This window comes from Aeromonas sp. 5HA1, from assembly GCF_029237245.1.
GTDB lineage: Bacteria > Pseudomonadota > Gammaproteobacteria > Enterobacterales > Aeromonadaceae > Aeromonas > Aeromonas salmonicida.
This window is the reverse complement of the sequence record NZ_JAACFW010000014.1, coordinates 108,219-125,826: the sequence shown is the minus strand read 5'-3', so window position 1 is coordinate 125,826 and position 17,608 is coordinate 108,219. Positions and strand designations below refer to the sequence as shown.

Genomic DNA, 17,608 nt, shown 5'->3' with positions numbered 1-17,608 from the left:
TGAAGTAATTTGCCTGGCGGCCATAGCGCCGTGGAACCACCTGATCCCATGCCGAACTCAGAAGTGAAACGCGGTAGCGCCGATGGTAGTGTGGCATTCGCCATGCGAGAGTAGGACACTGCCAGGCTTCAATTAAGCAATCACAGCGATGTGGTTGGTCGTGTGACAGCGTAAGGTTGTTGCGGACAAGAGATTTAGATAACGCACGCAGTGCGGTCTTTACCGGTTAGTGTGCTGATATGGCTCAGTTGGTAGAGCGCATCCTTGGTAAGGATGAGGTCCCCAGTTCGACTCTGGGTATCAGCACCAGTTTTAAAGCTTTTGCCTGACGGCAATAGCGCTGTGGAACCACCTGATCCCATGCCGAACTCAGAAGTGAAACGCAGTAGCGCCGATGGTAGTGTGGCATTCGCCATGCGAGAGTAGGACACTGTCAGGCACCTATTTAGAAAAGGCCTCCCATTCGGGAGGCCTTTTTGCTTTGGAATTTTTCCTTTCGCGAGGTCATTTTTAGTAAAAAAGCTGGGACGCCAATACGTTGCCAGATAATCTTGTCTGATGTTGTCGGGAGCCATCGCCAAAGGAGTATGCATGGCCACGTTGAAGGAAATTGCGCAGGAGGCCGGGGTATCCCAGGCTACTGTATCGCGAGTGCTCAATGAAGACCCTACGCTGAGCGTCAAGGAAGATACCCGACAGAAGATATTCGAGATTGCCGAGCGTCTGGAGTACAAGACCAGCAGCGCCCGCAAAGGGGTTCACAAGAGCAAGCTGCATTTTCTGGTTGTCTATGCCTACCCGCAGAGTACCGAGGTCAATGATCCCTACTATCTCGCCATCCGATATGGCATCGAGACCCAGTGTGCCGGCCTCAATATCGAGCTGACCCATTTCTACAACGGTGGTGAAGGTCGTGAACTCTCCGCCGTTGACGGTATTCTGGTCGTCGGCCATTTGCCGCCAGAGCGTCTTGCCATGCTGTGCGGTCTCTCCACCCACCTGGTATTTGTGGATTGCCGCTCCCAGAAAGATTTCGATTCTGTGGATGTGGATCTGGCACTGATCAGCCAGCAGGTGGTCGATTACTTTATCGAACAAGCGCACCGGCGTATCGGTTATATCGGTGGTCAGAATGAGGCACCGGACCTGCGTGAACTGGCTTTTTTCGACTACGGCCAACGGTTGGGAGTCGTGCAGGAGAGGGACCTCTACTGCGGGGATTTCTCCAGCGCTTCTGGTTATCGGTTGGCAAAAGAGATGCTGGAGGGAGATTGGCCCAAGGCGTTGTTCGTTGCCTCCGACTCCATCGCGATCGGGGTATTGAGGGCCATTCACGAGAAGGGATTGGCCATCCCCCAGCAGATTGAGCTTATCAGCGTCAATGACATCCCCACCGCCAAGTTCACCTTCCCGCCCCTCTCCACTGTGCGGATCCACTCCGAGTTGATGGGCTCCCAGGGGATCAATCTGCTGGTCGAACGGCTGCGCGATCAGCGCTCTGTACCACTGCGAGTATTGGTGCCCAGCCGGCTAATCTTGCGTGGTACCACCCGGTAGTTTTAGTAAAACTTGCTTACCTTCGGCCGCCTGATCCCGATACGGGGCTGCCTGGCTCTTTATCCATGATTGGTCAGGTGTGCTGGTTGATGCCGCCCTTGGCGCGACCCTGAGCGGGGATATTCAGCTGGAGGTGCCGGGCGATCACTTTCTGGTCCGGTACCTGTCAGGACTGGGGTGATCCAGGCATGTTTAATTTCACTCTATCCACTGGTCGTTGCTCAACCTTGCGCCTCCTGGTTATCACGGTAAGCTGGAGGTTCGTCTCAACGGGAGGTGTCCGACACCTCCCGTTGTGTTTATTTCCCTCCCCGAGCCTGACTCCCGCCGTGGAGGCGGGATGCGCTTCTGATGGAGATTCCTTGTGCGTCTGGATCCCTTTACTTCTGTGTTGATTGCTGTGGTGGCCCTGGCCTCCTTCTTCCCCTGCGAGGGGCAGGTGGCCGTCTGGTTCGGTCTGCTGACCAAGCTGGCGGTGGCACTGCTGTTCTTCATGCACGGTGCCAAGCTGTCGCGCCAGAACCTGCTGGCGGGCCTCGGCCACTGGCGACTGCATCTGGTGGTGATGGCCAGCACTTTCGTGCTGTTCCCGCTGCTGGGGTTGCTGCTCACTCCGCTGGTGCCGCTCTGGCTGAGCCCGGCCATCTACCTCGGCTTCCTCTATCTGTGCGCTCTGCCCGCGACTGTACAGTCGGCCATCGCGTTTACCTCCATGGCGGGGGGCAATGTGTCGGCGGCGGTGTGCAGTGCCTCGGCCTCCAGTATCCTCGGCATCTTTCTCTCCCCCGTGCTAGTGGGATTGATGATCAATGTGCAGGGGGAGGGGATCGATACCTGGCACTCCATCCAGGCCATCATGGTGCAGCTGATGCTGCCGTTCGTGGTGGGCCACCTTTCCCGGCCGCTCATCGGCTGCTGGGTCGACAGCCATCGCCCGCTCATCGGCAAACTGGATCAGAGCTCCATTCTTCTGGTGGTCTATGTGGCCTTCAGTGAGGCCGTGGTGCAGGGGATATGGCATCAAGTAGGCTGGTACGATCTGGCCAGTATAGTGCTGTTGAGTTGCGTACTGCTGGCGCTGGTGCTGGGTTGGAACGTCTGGATCAGCCGCCGCCTCGGTTTCGACAAGGCGGACGAGATCACCATCGTCTTCTGCGGCTCCAAGAAGAGCCTGGCCAACGGGGTGCCCATGGCCAACGTCATGTTTCCGGCCGCCAGCGTCGGGGTCATGGTGCTGCCGCTGATGATCTTCCACCAGATCCAGCTGATGGTCTGCGCCGTGCTGGCGCGCCGCTATCATGAGCAGGAGACCAGCCCCCTTGTTCCAAGCCGGGAGGGGTGACGTCACCCGAGTTGAAAAGAGAGGGAGGCCAGCTGGCCTCCCTCTCTTGTTTCTCCGGCTTGTGTCACCCGCAACGTCAGTTCAGCGCTTACGCCAGACGGTCAGTTGCGCCACAGTATGTTGATACTTGCGGGCGGTCTCGCGGATGACGAAGGGGACATCTCGCGGTGGGCAGTATTCCTCGAACTCCTCCGCCAGCAGCCGTTGCAACGCCTGATAGGTGCTGAGGGCTTCGCCATTTTCACGGATGCCACCGAGCCAGTTGGCCTTTGGTGTGTACTCCGTCAGCCAGGTGTAAGGGCTGGTGAGCACCAGCAGGCCGCCGCTGCGCAGACGAGGGGCAATGTCCCGCAGGAAGCGGGCCGGTTCACGCAGTCGGTCGATCAGGTTGGCGGCGAGCACCAGATCGTAGTGGTCGTACTTGGGCTTGAGGTTGCAGGCATCCCCCTGACTGAAGTGGATGCGCTCGGTCTGCTCGGTGCCAAGCTGATGGCTCGACAGACGCGCCTCACAATACTCCACCAGATCTCCTTCCAGCGGTACGGCATAACGGAAGCTGTCCTGACTGGCGAGGGAGAGTGCCACGTCGATGAAGCGTGCCGAATAGTCCACCCCGTCCACATGCTGAAAGTGGCGAGCCAGTTCAAAGCTGGCACGACCGGTGGCGCAACCGATATCCAGCGCCCGTTGGTGATTGCTGCACAGCTCGCTAGCAAGATCTGCCAGGGTCTTGGCGTAGTTGGCGACACCAAAGTGGGTCGGGCCGTACTGGAAGTCGAGGTATTGGGCGACCAGGGTATCGGTTTCGTAAGGATTCACTATGACGGGTTCCTGATAACGTGAGACCAGATAGCGGAAGCCCGCATGCTGGAAGAAGTGGCGACGAAAGGCGTAACGGGACGACTTGAGCGCCTCGTTGCCTGTGCTTATCCAGCTGCCGCCCTTGATGAGGGTGTGCTTGCCATCAAAAGTGGGTGTAGAGAAGTCATCGTAGAGCGGGTGAACCCGAAAGCCGTTGAAGCCATCGATGGCGGTGCTGGTCCACTGCCAGACGTTGCCCACCAGATCGAAGAAGCTGCCTTGGGGGCAGGCATCCACCGGGCAGGAGGAGGCGAAGCGTGCCAGGTTGATGTTGCCGGGCGCATCGATCCAGTCCGGCTGATCCCCTGCCAGTTGTTCACGCAGCAGCATCCACTCCCCTTCGCTCGGCAGCTGGATGGGTAGTCCGGTCTGGGCCGTCTTCCAGCGACAGAAGGCGGCAGCTTCCAGCTGGTTCACCTCGGCGGGCCAATCCCAGGGCATGCTTACCCGTTCCGTCATCAACCTCAGCTGCAACTGCTCAGGCTCTGCTGGGTCGCCGACCCAGAAGGTGGGCATGCGCGCCCTGGCATACTGGCACCAACCCCAGCCCTCTTGATCCCACCACTCTTGCTGTTGATAGCCGCCGGCCTGAACGAAGTCGAGGTATTCGGCATTGCTCACCAGCATGCGGCTGGCCTGGAAGGGGGGGATCTCGATGTGGCGCTCGCCATATTCGTTGTCCCAGCCATAAGTAGCGTCCCGTTTGCCGAGGCGCACCTGACCACCGGCCACTGGCAGCAGGTTGTTGGCGGGCACCTCGTCAATCCGGTGGCGAGCTTCTGTGCAGGCGGGCCAATAAGGCTGTGGCTGCACCCAGGCCAGCGGCAGCTGGCGGATCAATACGCTGGAGGTCTCGAGGTGGATGCGCTCGTGCTCTATCCCCATCAATATGACCCAGGCCGGGCTCTGCCAGTCGATGGGCAGTGTCAGCGGCATGTGGCGAATGAAGTCAATCATGCGGGTGCGTACCTTGGCGCGGTAGCTGCGCAGCTCGGCCACTCTGGGCCAGTCGTAGTGGGTTTCATCCAGATCGTCCCAGCTCATCTCATCCACACCGATGGCGACCATGGCCTCGATGCGGGCGTCGATGCGGCTATCGATGAGCCGGGCTGCCAGCAGCTTGTTGATGAAGAAGGCAGCAGTGTGGCCGTAGTAGAAAATGAGTGGATGGCGTAGCGGGATCGCCTTGTTGAACCAGGCGTGCTCATCGGCCAGGCAATCGAACAGACTCTCGTAGAGATCGAAAGTCTGGCAGAAGTAGCCGAGCAGTTCGCGGCGCTTCTGCTCGGGATCGCTGCCGGTCAGCAGCGGGGTACGGGTCGGCGCGGGCAGGCCGACGGCGGTGGAAAACTGGGTGCTGACTTGGGTCACACTCTGACTCCTTGTTGGCAGTAGCAAATGGATTACCGCAATGGAGAGCTTTATACGCACAAGGTATCACTATTGGCTCAACAGACAGGTGCGACAACCAAAAACTTCCCTGGCCCGTCAGCAGGGTGGCCCGGCGGGCGGCTGCAAGCTGACTGGGACTTGCCCCCGTTCGGGCATGGTCAGTTTTACCAACTTATGGTCTGAATGGCTCTCTACATTTTGATGACGATGCCATGAATAATAGGTATGTCCATAAAAATCATATAGTTGGTGATATGGCGCGATGTTTGCAATCTTTGAGACCGAATGGGTCCGGACACGGCCAGAACACAACGAGGATAGTGACGATGAAACTGATAATGGGAATGATGCTGGCCATGGGGCTCAGTGGCTGCAGCTGGCTGGATGAGACACGAGTGACCGGGGCGGGGGCTGTCATCGAGCAGCATCAACCCATGGGCAAACAGGTGACCCGGGTGTTGGCCGGTGTGCCCGCCAATATTCATCTGGTGGCGGGTGAGGCGAGCGGCATTCATATCAAGGGACAGGAGAACCTCTTGCCCTATCTGGAGTTGACCGAGAGTGGCAGCAAGCTGGAGATAGAGGTGAAGGATGGCTACCGGCTTGACCCCACAGAGCCGCTGGATCTGACCATCACTCTGCCCGAGCTCCATGAACTGGCGCTGGCGGGCACGGGCCGTGGTGATCTGCATGGCTTCAAGGGGGACAGGCTGGTGCTGTCTGTGGCCGGAACGGGTGACATAGTCGCCAGCAAGCTGGATTTGAACCGTCTGGAGGGCAACATAGCCGGCTCGGGCAGTCTGGATCTGGGTGAGGGATCTGCCAAAGCCATGGCGCTGAACATTGCCGGTTCCGGCGATGTGCTGGGGTCCGAGCTCGCCAGCGAAGATGTCGAGGTCAACATAGCAGGCAGCGGGGATGTGGAGGTACGGGCGCAGGCGCGGCTCAAGGTCGGCATCGCCGGATCCGGCTCGGTCAGTTACTGGGGAGATCCCAAGCTGCAGAGCGAGATCGCAGGTTCGGGAGACGTGACCCGCCAGGGCAGCTGAAGCCTGACCGCAAGCAGATAATCGAAAATCGAAAATAGAAAATAAACAGGCCCTTCATGGGCCTGTTTTGATCAGAGATGGCGGGCGTGGAAGCGCAGGTGTGCCTCGATAAAGCTCGCCACAAAGTAGTAGCTGTGGTCATAGCCGGGGTGGCGATTGAGCTCCAGCGGCCAGGCCTTGCTGGCGGCAATATCCGCCAGGGCATCGATGTGCAGCTGCTCTGCGAGGAAGGGATCGTCCAGCCCCACGTCTACCATGGTCGGCAGCGGTGTTACCGGGTGGTGGCGCAGCAGCTGGCAGGCATCCCACTCCTGCCACAGCAGGGGATTGTTGCCGAGGTAGGCACCGAGCGCCTTCTGCCCCCAGGGGCAGCGGCTCGGGTGGCTGATGGGGCTGAAGGCCGACACGGATCGGTAGCGACCGGGCTCGCGCAGGGCGGCGATCAGGGCTCCGTGCCCCCCCATGGAGTGGCCGCTGATGGCGCGGCGGGTCGAGACCGGGAAGTGGGTCTCTATCAGGTCAGGCAGCTCACGGGTGACGTAGTCATACATCTGGTAGTGATCACGCCAGGGGCTCTGGCTGGCGTTGACGTAAAAGCCTGCCCCCATGCCGAGATCGTAAGCGGGATCGTCCGCCACTCCTTCGCCGCGGGGGCTGGTGTCCGGTGCTACCAGGGCGATGCCGAGCTCGGCGGCGATGCGGTGTGCCCCCGCCTTCTGCATGAAGTTTTCATCGGTGCAGGTGAGGCCGGAGAGCCAGTAGAGTACGGGTACCTTTTGGCCGGTGAGGGCCTGGGGCGGCAGATAGATGGCGAAGCGCATCTCGCAGCCGAGCACGCTGGAGCTGTGGCTGTAGCGCTTGTGCCAGCCATCGAAGCTCTTGTTGCTGCTGATAATGTCCAGATTCATCGAGGAACTCCTGCTCCCCGCCCGTCGAGGGACGGGCGGGGTGATCATGCTCAGTAGTGAATGACGGTGCGGATGCTCTTGCCTTCGTGCATCAGATCGAACGCCTCGTTGATTTGCTCAAGCCCCATGGTATGGGTGATGAAGTCGTCCAGCTTGAACTCCCCCTGCATGTAGCGCTGCACATAGCTCGGCAGTTCGCTGCGACCGCGTACGCCACCGAAGGCACTGCCGCGCCAGACCCGACCGGTGACCAGCTGGAACGGACGTGTGCTTATCTCCTGGCCCGCTCCTGCGACGCCGATAATGACCGACTCGCCCCAGCCCTTGTGGCAGCACTCCAGCGCTGCACGCATGACCTTGACGTTGCCGATGCACTCGAACGAGAAGTCGACGCCGCCGTCGGTCATCTCGACGATGACCTCCTGGATGGGCTTGTCGTAATCGTTCGGGTTGATGCAGTCGGTGGCGCCCAGCTTGCGGGCCAGCTCGAACTTGCTCTCGTTGATGTCGATGGCGATGATGCGACCGGCCTTGGCGAGGCGGGCGCCGATCACGGCGGAGAGGCCAATGCCACCCAGCCCGAAGATGGCGACGCTCTCACCTTCCTTCACCTTGGCGGTGTTCATCACGGCGCCTATACCGGTAGTGACGCCGCAACCGAGCAGGCACACCTCTTCCAGCGGAGCAGCCGGGTCCACCTTGGCGATGGAGATCTCGGGCAGGACTGTGTACTCACTGAAGGTGGAGGTGCCCATGTAGTGATAGATGGGCTGACCATCCTTGGAGAAGCGGGTGGTGCCGTCCGGCATCAGTCCCTTGCCCTGGGTGGCGCGGATCTTCTGGCACAGGTTGGTCTTGCCGGATTTGCAGAACTTGCACTCGCCGCACTCGGGGGTGTAGAGCGGGATCACGTGATCACCCACTTTGACGCTGGTGACGCCTTCCCCGATGGACTCGACGATGCCGCCGCCTTCATGGCCCAGGATGCAGGGGAAGACCCCTTCCGGATCTTCGCCGGATAGCGTGAAGGCATCTGTGTGGCAGACGCCGGTGGCGACGATCCGCACCCGCACTTCACCGGCCTGGGGTGGCATGACCTCCACCTCTTCGATGGAGAGGGGCTGGCCCGGTCCCCAGGCGATGGCGGCTTTACACTTGATGCTTTGAACCTGTGCCATGAATGACATCCTTCTTGTTGCGGTAGGTGAACAGAGATGAACTCAGGTAGTCAGTGTAGTTTCCCTTCGATTTGGTGATAATGAGGCTAAATATCAAATCACTTTTACACACAGGTAATAATGCTCGGCTGGGAAGGGATCTGTGAATTTGTCAGCGTGGCGGAGCAGGGGGGCTTTACCCCGGCGGCGCGCAAGCTGGGGGTGTCGGTGGCGCAAGTCAGCCGTCAGGTGGCACAACTGGAAGACAGGTTGCAGGCCAAGCTGTTGCTGCGCACCACCCGTCAGGTGCGGCTTACCGAGCTAGGCGAGATCTACTATCGCCACTGCCGTCAGCTGCTGGACAACCTCTACGAGGCAGAGCTGGCGGTGGGACGCCATCAGGCGGTGCCGCAGGGTTCTCTGCGCATCACGGCACCCGTCTCTTACGGTGAGAGCCGCATCGCCCCGCTGGTAAACGACTTCATGGTGCGTTTCCCCCAGCTGGAGGTCACTCTCAACCTCACCAATCAGCTGCTGGATCTGGTGCACGAAGGTTACGATCTGGCGATCCGGCTTGGCCACCTCAAGGATTCGAGTCTGGTGGCGCGCAAGCTGGCGCAACGGGTGCCCTATGTGTGCGCCTCGCCAGCCTACACAGCCCGCCACGGCATGCCCAACAGCCTCTCCGAGCTGACCCGCCATACCTGTCTGGTGGGCAATGGCGACGAGTGGTACTTCACCCTGGATGGCCGCCCTCACAGCGTCCGGGTGCACGGTCTGTTGCAGTGCAACAGCGGCCACGCCCTGCTGGATGCGGCGCTCAAGGGGATCGGCATCATCCAGCTGCCGGACTACTACGTGAGTGACCACCTGGCCCGGGGGGAGCTTATCGAGCTGCTGCCCGAGCTGCGGGCACCGGAGGAGGGGATCTGGGCACTTTATCCCCACAACCGCCACCTATCCCCCAAGGTACGGCTGCTGGTGGACTATCTGGCCGAGCGGCTGAGCGATCCTAACCAACCCGCCCTGGTTCGCCCGGTTGGCTGATAGGGGTCGCTGTATGTATAAAAGAGAGGGACCACAGGGGGTGGGCAGAATACCAATGTATCCAGATGGATTTTTGTTTCATATGAGCCTTTCTTGATGTAGCCTGTCAGCCGAATTAGACCTGCTCATACTTGGTCTTTTTTCCTCTTCTTGCTAAAGGACAGATAATAATGAAAGGCACGGTTATTGATTTTAATGAAACAGCTCGTACCGGTTTGATTTCTGGGGATGATAGTAATAGATATCAGTTTGATATTACTGAGTGGAAAGGGAGCCAACTGCCTAAGAATGGCTTGAAAGTTGATTTCTCTATTGAAGGCGAGCACGCAAAAGCCATTTACGCCATCGCCTCTAATGTTGGGGCATCCAAGAAGGTGGCCGCTGCATTGTTTGCGTTTTTCCTGGGTGCCTTCGGTGCGCATAAGTTTTATCTTGGCTACACCAAGCAAGGTGTGATCATGCTGCTGATTTTCTTGTTTGGTTTTATTCTGTTAGGTTTGCCATCGGTCATTATCGGGCTTATTGCCTTCATCGAATTTGTTATTTATATATCTAAATCAGATGAAGAATTTGAGCAGACCTATATCATCAATAAAAAGGTATGGTTCTAGCAGATAGCTTATTCTGGTAATTAGCAATCCTCTAATAAACATATCGGATTGCGGAAGAACCCACTCTTTGAAAAAGAGTGGGTTCTTTTCATTGCTCAAGTCAGCGTATCCAGGGCATCAGGTTGAGGCCCACTTCCGTGGGCCTCTTGTTGAGAGCAGCAGGGTTACTCCCGCTCCTTGACGTAGGGGGTGCCGAGCGCCTTGGGTGCCACCGCCTTGCCGATGAAGCCGGCCAGCAGGAACACGGTCAGGATGTAGGGCAGCGCCTCGATGGCCTGCACCGGGATCGGGAAACCGCCGATGCTGACCCCTTGCAGCCGGATGGCGACCGTATCGAGGAAGCCGAACAGCAGGCAGGCCGCCATGGCACTCCAGGGTTTCCACTTGCCGAACACCAGTGCCGCCAGTGCCATAAAGCCCTTGCCCGCGCTCATGTTGGGGATGAACTGGGCCGTCTGGGCTACCGCCAGATAGGTGCCGCCGATACCGGCCAGCAGGCCGCCGATAATGAGCGCCGTGTAGCGCATCCGCACCACAGAGATACCTGCGGTGTCGACCGCCGCCGGGGCCTCGCCCACCGCCCGCAGACGCAGACCGAAGCGGGTGCGGAACAACACCCACCAGGCCAGCGGCACGCAGGCAAATGCCACGTACTCCAGCAGGGAGTGACCGCTCAGCAGCTCGCTGTAGAGCTGGCCTATCACGGGCACGTCATACAGCTCTCTGGCATAGGGCAGCTCTATGGGGGCGAAGCGGGCTGCACCGGACAGCGCCGGAGTCTGGCCACCCTGATCGAACCAGTAACGGCCCAGGGTCACGGTCAGACCGGCCGCCAGTATATTGATGGCCATGCCGCTCACCACCTGATCGCCCCTGTGGGTGATGGTGGCAAAACCGTGCATCAGGGCGAACAGGATGGAGACACCCACGCCGGCGCCCAGACCTACCCAGGCAGAGCCGGAAACAGCCGCGGCTGCTCCCCCGGCGAAGGCGGAGGCCAGCAGCTTGCCCTCCAGCGCTATGTTGACCACACCGGAGCGCTCGCAAAACATGCCAGCCATCGCAGCCAGAATGAGCGGCGGAGCGGTACGAATGGTCGCATCCAGCATCAGGATCAGCAGTTCAAACATGATCACACTCCCTTGGCTTGCGCGGTTGAGCGATTGGCAAACGCCAGATAGAGCTGCTCGATGCGCGGACGCATCATGTGCTCAAGGGCGCCACAGAACAGGATCACCAGGCCTTGCAGCACCACCACTATGTTGCGGTCGACCCCGAACTCGAAGCTGAGCTCGGCGCCCCCCTGATAGAGGAAACCGAACAGCAGGCTGGCGATGATGACGCCGACCGGATGGTTGCGTCCCATCAGCGCTACCGCGATACCGGTGAAGCCAAACCCTTCCACGAAGTTGAGCTTGATCTGGTGCAGTTCTCCCTGCAGCACGTTGAGGGCGAAGAAACCCGACAGCATGCCGGAGATCACCATGGCCAGGATCACCACCTTGGGATAGGAGATGCCCGCGTAGGCGGAGGCACTCTGGCTCGCGCCGACCGCCCGTATCTCGTACCCCCAGCGGGTATGCCAGATGAAGACCCACACCAGGGCCGCACAGATCAGCGCCCAGAAAAAGCTGATGTTGAGCGGGCTGTTCGGCATCTCCATGCCAACACTGCTCGCCAGCTCACTCATCTTGGGCAGCCAGCTCGTGACGGCAAACACCTTGCTCTCGGTGGCCATGGAGCCGGGCGGCTTGAACACCTCGACCAGCAGATAGGCCATCAGGGAGGCGGCGATGAAGTTGAACATGATGGTGGTGATGACGATGTGGCTGCCACGCTTGGCTTGCAGCCAGGCCGGGATAAAAGCCCAGGCCGCACCGAACAGACCACCGGCTATGATGGAGAGCGGCAGCAAGAGTACAAACGGCAAGGTGTCGCCGAGCAGCAGACAGACCATGCCAACCCCGAGGCCGCCGATATAGGCCTGACCTTCACCGCCGATGTTGAACAGACCGGCGTGAAAGGCCACCGCTACCGACAGGCCGGTGAAGATGAAGCCGGTCGCGTAGTAGAGGGTGAAACCGACCCCTTCACCGGTACCGAAGGCGCCGTACCACATGATCTGGGCGGCATCGACCGGATTGATGTCGAGGTAGTAGAACAGGATGGCCGACACCAGGAAGGCCAGCAGGATATTGACCGCGGGCAGCACGCCCACGGAGATCCAGGCAGGGATACGTGCTTGGCTCATCAGTGGGCCTCCTTGGCAATCTCGTCAGGCACCCGCTGTGCCATCATCCAACCAGATCCGATGCAGCTAGAGAGAACATTCATGTTGTGGCTCCTTGGGGCTGGCTTGCCGCCACCTCATCGGGAACTATGTTCGCCATCATCAGGCCGATTGTGCGCTCATCTGCCTTGGCGGCATCCAGCTCGCCGACGATGCGACCGTCGGCGATGACCAAGATCCGGTCAGACAGGCTCATGATCTCGTCCAGCTCCACCGACACCAGCAACACAGCCTTGCCCTTGTCGCGCATGGCGATGATCTGCTGGTGGATATACTCGATGGCGCCTATGTCGACCCCGCGGGTCGGCTGGCCGATCAACAGCACATCTGGGTCCTGCTCCACCTCCCGGGCGATCACCAGCTTCTGCTGGTTGCCACCTGAGAAGTTGGCCGTCTTGTGATCGGGGTGGGGCGGACGCACATCCCACTTCTCCATCTTGGCCTGACAATCCTGCTGGATCGCCTCCTTGTTCTGCAGCCAGCCCTTGTTGTACTGGGGGCGACGGTGATAGCCGAGGATAAAGGCCTCTTTCGCCTCGAAGCGGTTGATGAGTCCCATCTTGTGCCTGTCTTCCGGCACATGGCCGAGGCCATAGTTGCGCACCCGCTCCGGGTCGGCTGGATGAGTCAGGCTCACCTCGTGGGTCTTGCCGTCGTTGGTGATGGTGAAACTGCCCTTGCTGGGCTTGAGGATGCCGCCGAGCAGACTGAGCAGCTCGGACTGGCCGTTGCCGGATACGCCGGCGATGCCGACCACTTCACCGGCTCGCACCTCGAAGCTGACGGATTTGACCCGCTCCACCCTGGCGTCATCGATATAACTGAGGCCGTTGACATTGAGCTTGGCTGCCCCCGGCAGATTCGGGCCCTTGTCGACCTTGAGACGTACCTTGCGGCCCACCATCAGCTCGGCCAGCTGCTCCTTGTCGGTATCCTTGGTCGCCACGTGGGCCACCATCTCGCCCCGGCGCATGATGGAAACCTGATCCGTGATGGCCAGGATCTCCCGCAACTTGTGGGTGATGAGGATGATGGTCGCGCCCTGATCCCGCAGCTTTTTCAGCACTTCGAACAGGTGATCGGCCTCTTGCGGGGTCAGTACCCCAGTCGGCTCGTCGAGGATCAGGATGCGGGCGCCGCGAAAGAGCGCCTTGAGGATCTCGACCCGCTGTTGCAGGCCCACCGGCAGATCTTCGATCTTTTCGTGCAACGGTACGTCGAGACCATAGTCCCGCGCCAGCTCGCCGAGCAGCTTCTCGGCCGCCGCCAGACTCTGGCCCAGGTGCCAGCCGTTCTCCGCGCCCAGAATGACGTTCTCCAGCACGGAAAAATTGTTCACCAGCATAAAGTGCTGGTGCACCATGCCCACGCCTGCGGTGATCGCATCTTGTGAGCCATGGGGGTTGAAGGGGTTGCCGTCGATGAACATCTCGCCTCTGTCGGCGTGGTAGAAACCGTAGATGATGCTCATCAGGGTCGACTTGCCGGCGCCATTTTCGCCGACGATGCCGTGAATACTGCCTTTTTGAACCTTGAGGTCGATCTGCTTGTTGGCGTAAACGTCGCCGAACCGCTTATCGATACCCCTTAATTCGATGGCATAGCGATCTGTCTGGTCCATGATGCAGTCCTTGCGAGTCATGAAAAGAGACTAAAAACCGGCCCGTGCGGGCCGGTCATCGGGTTGAGAGTCGTAGCGGTAACTCAGTATTTGCAGGTGCTGTCGCTCATGTAGTCATGCACCTTGACCTTGCCGGCAATGATGTCGGCCTTGATGGCTTCCACCTTGGCTTTCATCTCGGGGGTGATCAGCTTCTCGTTGTCCTTGTCGAGTGCCCAATCCACACCGCCCTCGGCCAGGCCCAGGTTCTTGATACCCGGTTTCCAGGTGCCTTTGGCGGCATCATCCCAGGTTTGGTAGGCGGCCAGACCGACCGACTTGACCATGGAGGTCAGCATGGTGCCCGGTTGCAGGTGGTTCTGGTTGGAGTCAACGCCGATGGCGAACTTGCCTTCGTCCTTGGCGGCCTGATAAACACCGATGCCGGTACCGCCAGCGGCGGCATAGACCACATCAGCACCCTTGGCGAACTGGGACTTGGCCAGTTCGGCACCCTTGGCCGGGTCAGCAAACGCCGCCGGGGTGGAGCCTGTCATGTTCTGGAATACTTCGATCTTCGGATTGACGTACTTGGCACCCTGCTCGTAGCCGCACTGGAACTTGCGGATCAGCGGTATGTCCATGCCGCCCACGAAGCCGACCTTGCCGCTCTTGGAGGCGATGGCAGCCAGCGCACCCACCAGGAAGGAGCCTTCATGCTCCTTGAAGATGATGGATTGCACGTTCGGCTTGTCGACCACCATGTCGATGATGGTGAACTGGGTTTTCGGGAATTCGGTCGCCACTTTCTCGACGGCCGAGCCCATGTTGAAGCCGACGGCCACGATGGGGCCGTTGCCACGGCTGGCCAGACGACGCAGACCCTGCTCGCGCTGGGCTTCGTTCTGGGGTTCGAACTCCTTGACCTTGACCCCTTTGTCCTTGTTGTAGACTTCGACGCCGTTGCGGAACACGGCTTCGTTGAACGACTTGTCGAATTTGCCGGCGGTGTCATAGATGACGGCGGGTTGGGTGGCTGCCTGGGCAGAGAGGGCAGCGAGAGTGAGGGCGGCCACGGTGGCCAGCTTGAGCACTTTAGTCACGATCGTATCCTTGATTGTTATGTGAGGGTCCACAGCCTGCCGGAGCAGGCATAAAGCACGCTGGCTAACTGTAAGTGAGCCATGGAGCGGGTCAAGGAGATCATAAAGGAAAAACGTTTGCGGTAACGGTTTGAAATATAAGCAGATCAATTTATAAGTGTTTGTTTTAATGTCTTTTTTTAGATTTAAATTCTGTGAAGCCCAGGCTTCAAACGACATTTGTGTTTACATTCATATGGTTATAAGCAAGCGTTTTCGTCTGGACGGAGGAGACGCGGTTTCTATTGGTGCCGGTTCATGATTTTCCCGGTCCCGGCCCGCCACCAAGCCGCCCCTATACAAGCGCAGCGGCTCGTCATTCACTCGGATTTGGTCTGTGGCGCCACAGGTCGTATAATCCCCGCCTGTATAAATAAACAGGAGTGGTGATGGACGTTTCAACCCTGCTCGACGGGCTCAACGACAAGCAAAGAGACGCGGTGGCGGCCCCTCGCAGCAATCTGCTGGTGCTGGCGGGCGCCGGCTCGGGCAAGACCCGGGTGCTGGTGCACCGTATTGCCTGGCTGATGCAGGTGGAGCGTTGCTCACCCTTCTCCATCATAGCCGTGACCTTTACCAACAAGGCGGCGGCCGAGATGCGCGGCCGGGTCGAGAAGGTGTTGGGCAGCATGCAGCGCGGCATGTGGATCGGCACCTTCCACGGTATCGCCCACCGCTTGCTGCGGGCCCATCATCTGGACGCGGGCCTGCCGCAGGATTTCCAGATCCTCGACTCCGACGACCAGTACCGGCTGATCCGCCGCGTCATCAAGGCGCTCAACCTGGACGAGAAGCACTGGGCCCCGCGCGCCGTGATGAGCTATATCAACGGCAAGAAGGACGAGGGCTTGCGCCCCGGCGACATCGACCTCTACGGCGACCCCGTCACCCGCACCTATCAGCAGATCTACAAGACCTATCAGGAGACCTGCGATCGCTCCGGGCTGGTGGATTTTGCCGAGCTGCTGCTGCGCGCCCACGAGCTATGGCTCAACAAGCCCCACATCCTCGAGCACTACCGGGATCGCTTCCAGAACATACTGGTGGACGAGTTTCAGGATACCAACGGCATCCAGTACGCCTGGCTGCGGATGCTCGCAGGCGACAGCGGCAAGGTGATGATCGTCGGCGACGATGACCAGTCCATCTACGGCTGGCGCGGCGCCAAGATAGAGAACATCCAGCGCTTCCTGACCGACTATCAGGGGGCCGAAACCATTCGCCTCGAGCAGAACTACCGCTCCACCGCCAATATCCTCAAAGCCGCCAACTGCGTCATTGCCAACAACTCGGAGCGGCTCGGCAAGGAGCTGTGGACCGAGGGGGCCGAGGGCGACCCTATTTCCCTCTATGCCGCCTTCAACGAGGTGGACGAAGCCCGCTTCGTGGTCGGCCGCCTCAAGGATTGGAAAGAGAAGGGCGGCCTGCTCGCCGACTGCGCCATTCTGTATCGCTCCAACGCCCAGTCGCGGGTGCTGGAAGAGGCGCTGATGCAAGACGCCATGCCCTACCGCATCTACGGCGGCCTGCGCTTCTTCGAACGGCAAGAGATCAAGGACGCCATGGCCTACCTGCGGCTGATCAACAACCGTGGCGACGACGCCAGCTTCGAGCGGGTGGTCAACACCCCGACCCGCGGCATCGGTGATCGCACCCTCGAGATACTGCGCACCAACGCCCGGGATCAGGGACAGAACCTCTGGCAATCGGCCAAGGGGCTGCTCAATGACAAGGTGCTGACCGGTCGCGCCGGTAACGCTGTGCGCGGCTTTGTCGATCTGATCGACGCGCTGGAAGAACAGGTCGGCATGCTGCCACTGCACCAGCAGGCGGATATCGCCATCCAGAATTCCGGCCTCAAGGCCATGTATCTGGCGGAAAAAGGCGAGAAGTCCCAGGCACGGGTAGAGAACCTGGAGGAACTGGTCACCGCCTGCCGTCAATACCAGCGCCCGGACGAGCTGGAAGAGATGAGCGATCTCTCCGCTTTCCTCGCCCACGCGGCGCTGGAATCCGGCGAGAATCAGGCAGACGAATATGCCGACGCTGTGCAGCTGATGACCTTGCACAGCGCCAAGGGGCTGGAGTTCCCGCTGGTGCTGCTGGTGGGCGTGGAAGAGGGCATGTTCCCCAGCCAGCAATCGACCGAGGAGTCGGGCCGCTTGGAAGAGGAGCGGCGCCTCTGTTACGTCGGCATGACCCGCGCCATGGAGAAGCTCTACATCTGTTATGCCGAGAGCCGCCGCATCTATGGCCGCGAGATGTTCCACAAGCCGAGCCGCTTTATCCGCGAGATGCCTGCCGAATGCCTGGAAGAGATCCGGCTGCGCACTCAGGTGAGCAGACCCACCCAGTACGGCCGCTTCAGCCAGAACGAGGTGCAGCAGAGCTTCGATGCCAGCGGCATCACGCTCGGCCAGCGGGTGCTCCACCCGAAATTCGGGGAGGGTATAGTGCTCAACTTCGAAGGGGTCGGCCAGCAGAGCCGGGTGCAGATCCAGTTCGACGACGTCGGCGCCAAGTGGCTGGTGACGGCCTATGCCAGATTGGAAGCGCTTTGATTTTTCTCGCCTTTTGATGCGATCAACCCGGCTTAGGCCGGGTTGGTTTTATCTATTGTTCATAGCGACAGCTTTAATGACGCGATCGTCC

General features: G+C 59.8%; 13 protein-coding genes, 1 tRNA gene and 2 rRNA genes. 9 read left to right on the top strand and 7 right to left on the bottom strand.

Annotation, left to right across the window (positions count from 1 at the left end):
* Positions 1–12: 12 nt before the first annotated feature.
* The 5 genes from rrf (GWQ27_RS14065) (at position 13) to GWQ27_RS14045 (ending at position 2,899) form a co-directional block, all read left to right on the top strand.
* Positions 13–127, top strand: a 5S ribosomal RNA gene (rrf, locus tag GWQ27_RS14065).
* 106 nt (positions 128–233) lie between these two features.
* Positions 234–309, top strand: a tRNA-Thr gene (locus GWQ27_RS14060).
* A 15-nt stretch (positions 310–324) separates the two neighbouring features.
* A 5S ribosomal RNA gene (gene rrf / locus GWQ27_RS14055) occupies positions 325–439 on the top strand.
* 152 nt (positions 440–591) lie between these two features.
* Entirely contained in the window at positions 592–1,557 is a 966-nt protein-coding gene (ebgR, locus tag GWQ27_RS14050; protein ID WP_275907595.1) for a transcriptional regulator EbgR, read from the top strand.
* Positions 1,558–1,921: 364 nt separating this feature from the next.
* Positions 1,922–2,899, top strand: coding sequence for a bile acid:sodium symporter family protein (locus GWQ27_RS14045; RefSeq protein ID WP_275907594.1), 978 nt, complete (start codon positions 1,922–1,924; stop codon positions 2,897–2,899).
* A gap of 81 nt (positions 2,900–2,980) precedes the next feature.
* Here GWQ27_RS14045 and ovoA read toward each other — a convergent pair whose 3' ends face one another.
* Positions 2,981–5,131, bottom strand: coding sequence for a 5-histidylcysteine sulfoxide synthase (gene ovoA / locus GWQ27_RS14040; RefSeq protein ID WP_275907593.1), 2,151 nt, complete (start codon positions 5,129–5,131; stop codon positions 2,981–2,983).
* 347 nt (positions 5,132–5,478) lie between these two features.
* Between ovoA and GWQ27_RS14035 the strand changes: the two genes are divergently transcribed.
* Positions 5,479–6,201 carry a head GIN domain-containing protein gene (locus GWQ27_RS14035; protein WP_275907592.1) on the top strand — a complete coding sequence of 241 codons (723 nt, stop codon included), beginning with the start codon at positions 5,479–5,481 and terminating at the stop codon, positions 6,199–6,201.
* 71 nt (positions 6,202–6,272) lie between these two features.
* On the opposite strand, the gene fghA is transcribed toward GWQ27_RS14035, so the two are convergent.
* Both fghA and GWQ27_RS14025 read right to left on the bottom strand, forming a co-directional pair.
* On the bottom strand, positions 6,273–7,109 hold the full coding sequence (gene fghA, locus GWQ27_RS14030) for an S-formylglutathione hydrolase (RefSeq protein WP_111589559.1): 837 nt from the start codon (positions 7,107–7,109) through the stop codon (positions 6,273–6,275).
* Positions 7,110–7,159: 50 nt separating this feature from the next.
* A complete protein-coding gene (locus tag GWQ27_RS14025) occupies positions 7,160–8,287 on the bottom strand; it encodes an S-(hydroxymethyl)glutathione dehydrogenase/class III alcohol dehydrogenase (protein WP_111589560.1) in 1,128 nt (375 codons plus the stop codon).
* A 120-nt stretch (positions 8,288–8,407) separates the two neighbouring features.
* Here GWQ27_RS14025 and GWQ27_RS14020 point away from each other — a divergent pair, with 120 nt between their 5' ends.
* Both GWQ27_RS14020 and GWQ27_RS14015 read left to right on the top strand, forming a co-directional pair.
* A complete protein-coding gene (locus tag GWQ27_RS14020; RefSeq protein WP_005320039.1) occupies positions 8,408–9,313 on the top strand; it encodes a LysR substrate-binding domain-containing protein in 906 nt (301 codons plus the stop codon).
* Positions 9,314–9,483: 170 nt separating this feature from the next.
* Positions 9,484–9,924, top strand: coding sequence for a TM2 domain-containing protein (locus tag GWQ27_RS14015; protein ID WP_021141250.1), 441 nt, complete (start codon positions 9,484–9,486; stop codon positions 9,922–9,924).
* A gap of 164 nt (positions 9,925–10,088) precedes the next feature.
* Here GWQ27_RS14015 and GWQ27_RS14010 read toward each other — a convergent pair whose 3' ends face one another.
* From GWQ27_RS14010 to GWQ27_RS13995, 4 genes are all read right to left on the bottom strand, one after another.
* A complete protein-coding gene (locus tag GWQ27_RS14010; protein WP_275907591.1) occupies positions 10,089–11,054 on the bottom strand; it encodes an ABC transporter permease in 966 nt (321 codons plus the stop codon).
* Between the two features lie 2 nt (positions 11,055–11,056).
* Positions 11,057–12,175, bottom strand: a complete 1,119-nt coding sequence (locus GWQ27_RS14005; RefSeq protein WP_113721079.1) for an ABC transporter permease — start codon at positions 12,173–12,175, stop codon at positions 11,057–11,059.
* 79 nt (positions 12,176–12,254) lie between these two features.
* Positions 12,255–13,835, bottom strand: coding sequence for an ABC transporter ATP-binding protein (locus GWQ27_RS14000; protein WP_275907590.1), 1,581 nt, complete (start codon positions 13,833–13,835; stop codon positions 12,255–12,257).
* A gap of 83 nt (positions 13,836–13,918) precedes the next feature.
* Positions 13,919–14,917: a BMP family ABC transporter substrate-binding protein gene (locus GWQ27_RS13995; protein WP_017412538.1), complete on the bottom strand. Its 999-nt coding sequence runs from the start codon at positions 14,915–14,917 to the stop codon at positions 13,919–13,921.
* A 428-nt stretch (positions 14,918–15,345) separates the two neighbouring features.
* On the opposite strand from GWQ27_RS13995, the gene uvrD reads away from it, so the two are divergent.
* Positions 15,346–17,517, top strand: a complete 2,172-nt coding sequence (gene uvrD, locus GWQ27_RS13990) for a DNA helicase II (protein WP_265452712.1) — start codon at positions 15,346–15,348, stop codon at positions 17,515–17,517.
* Positions 17,518–17,608: the final 91 nt, after the last annotated feature.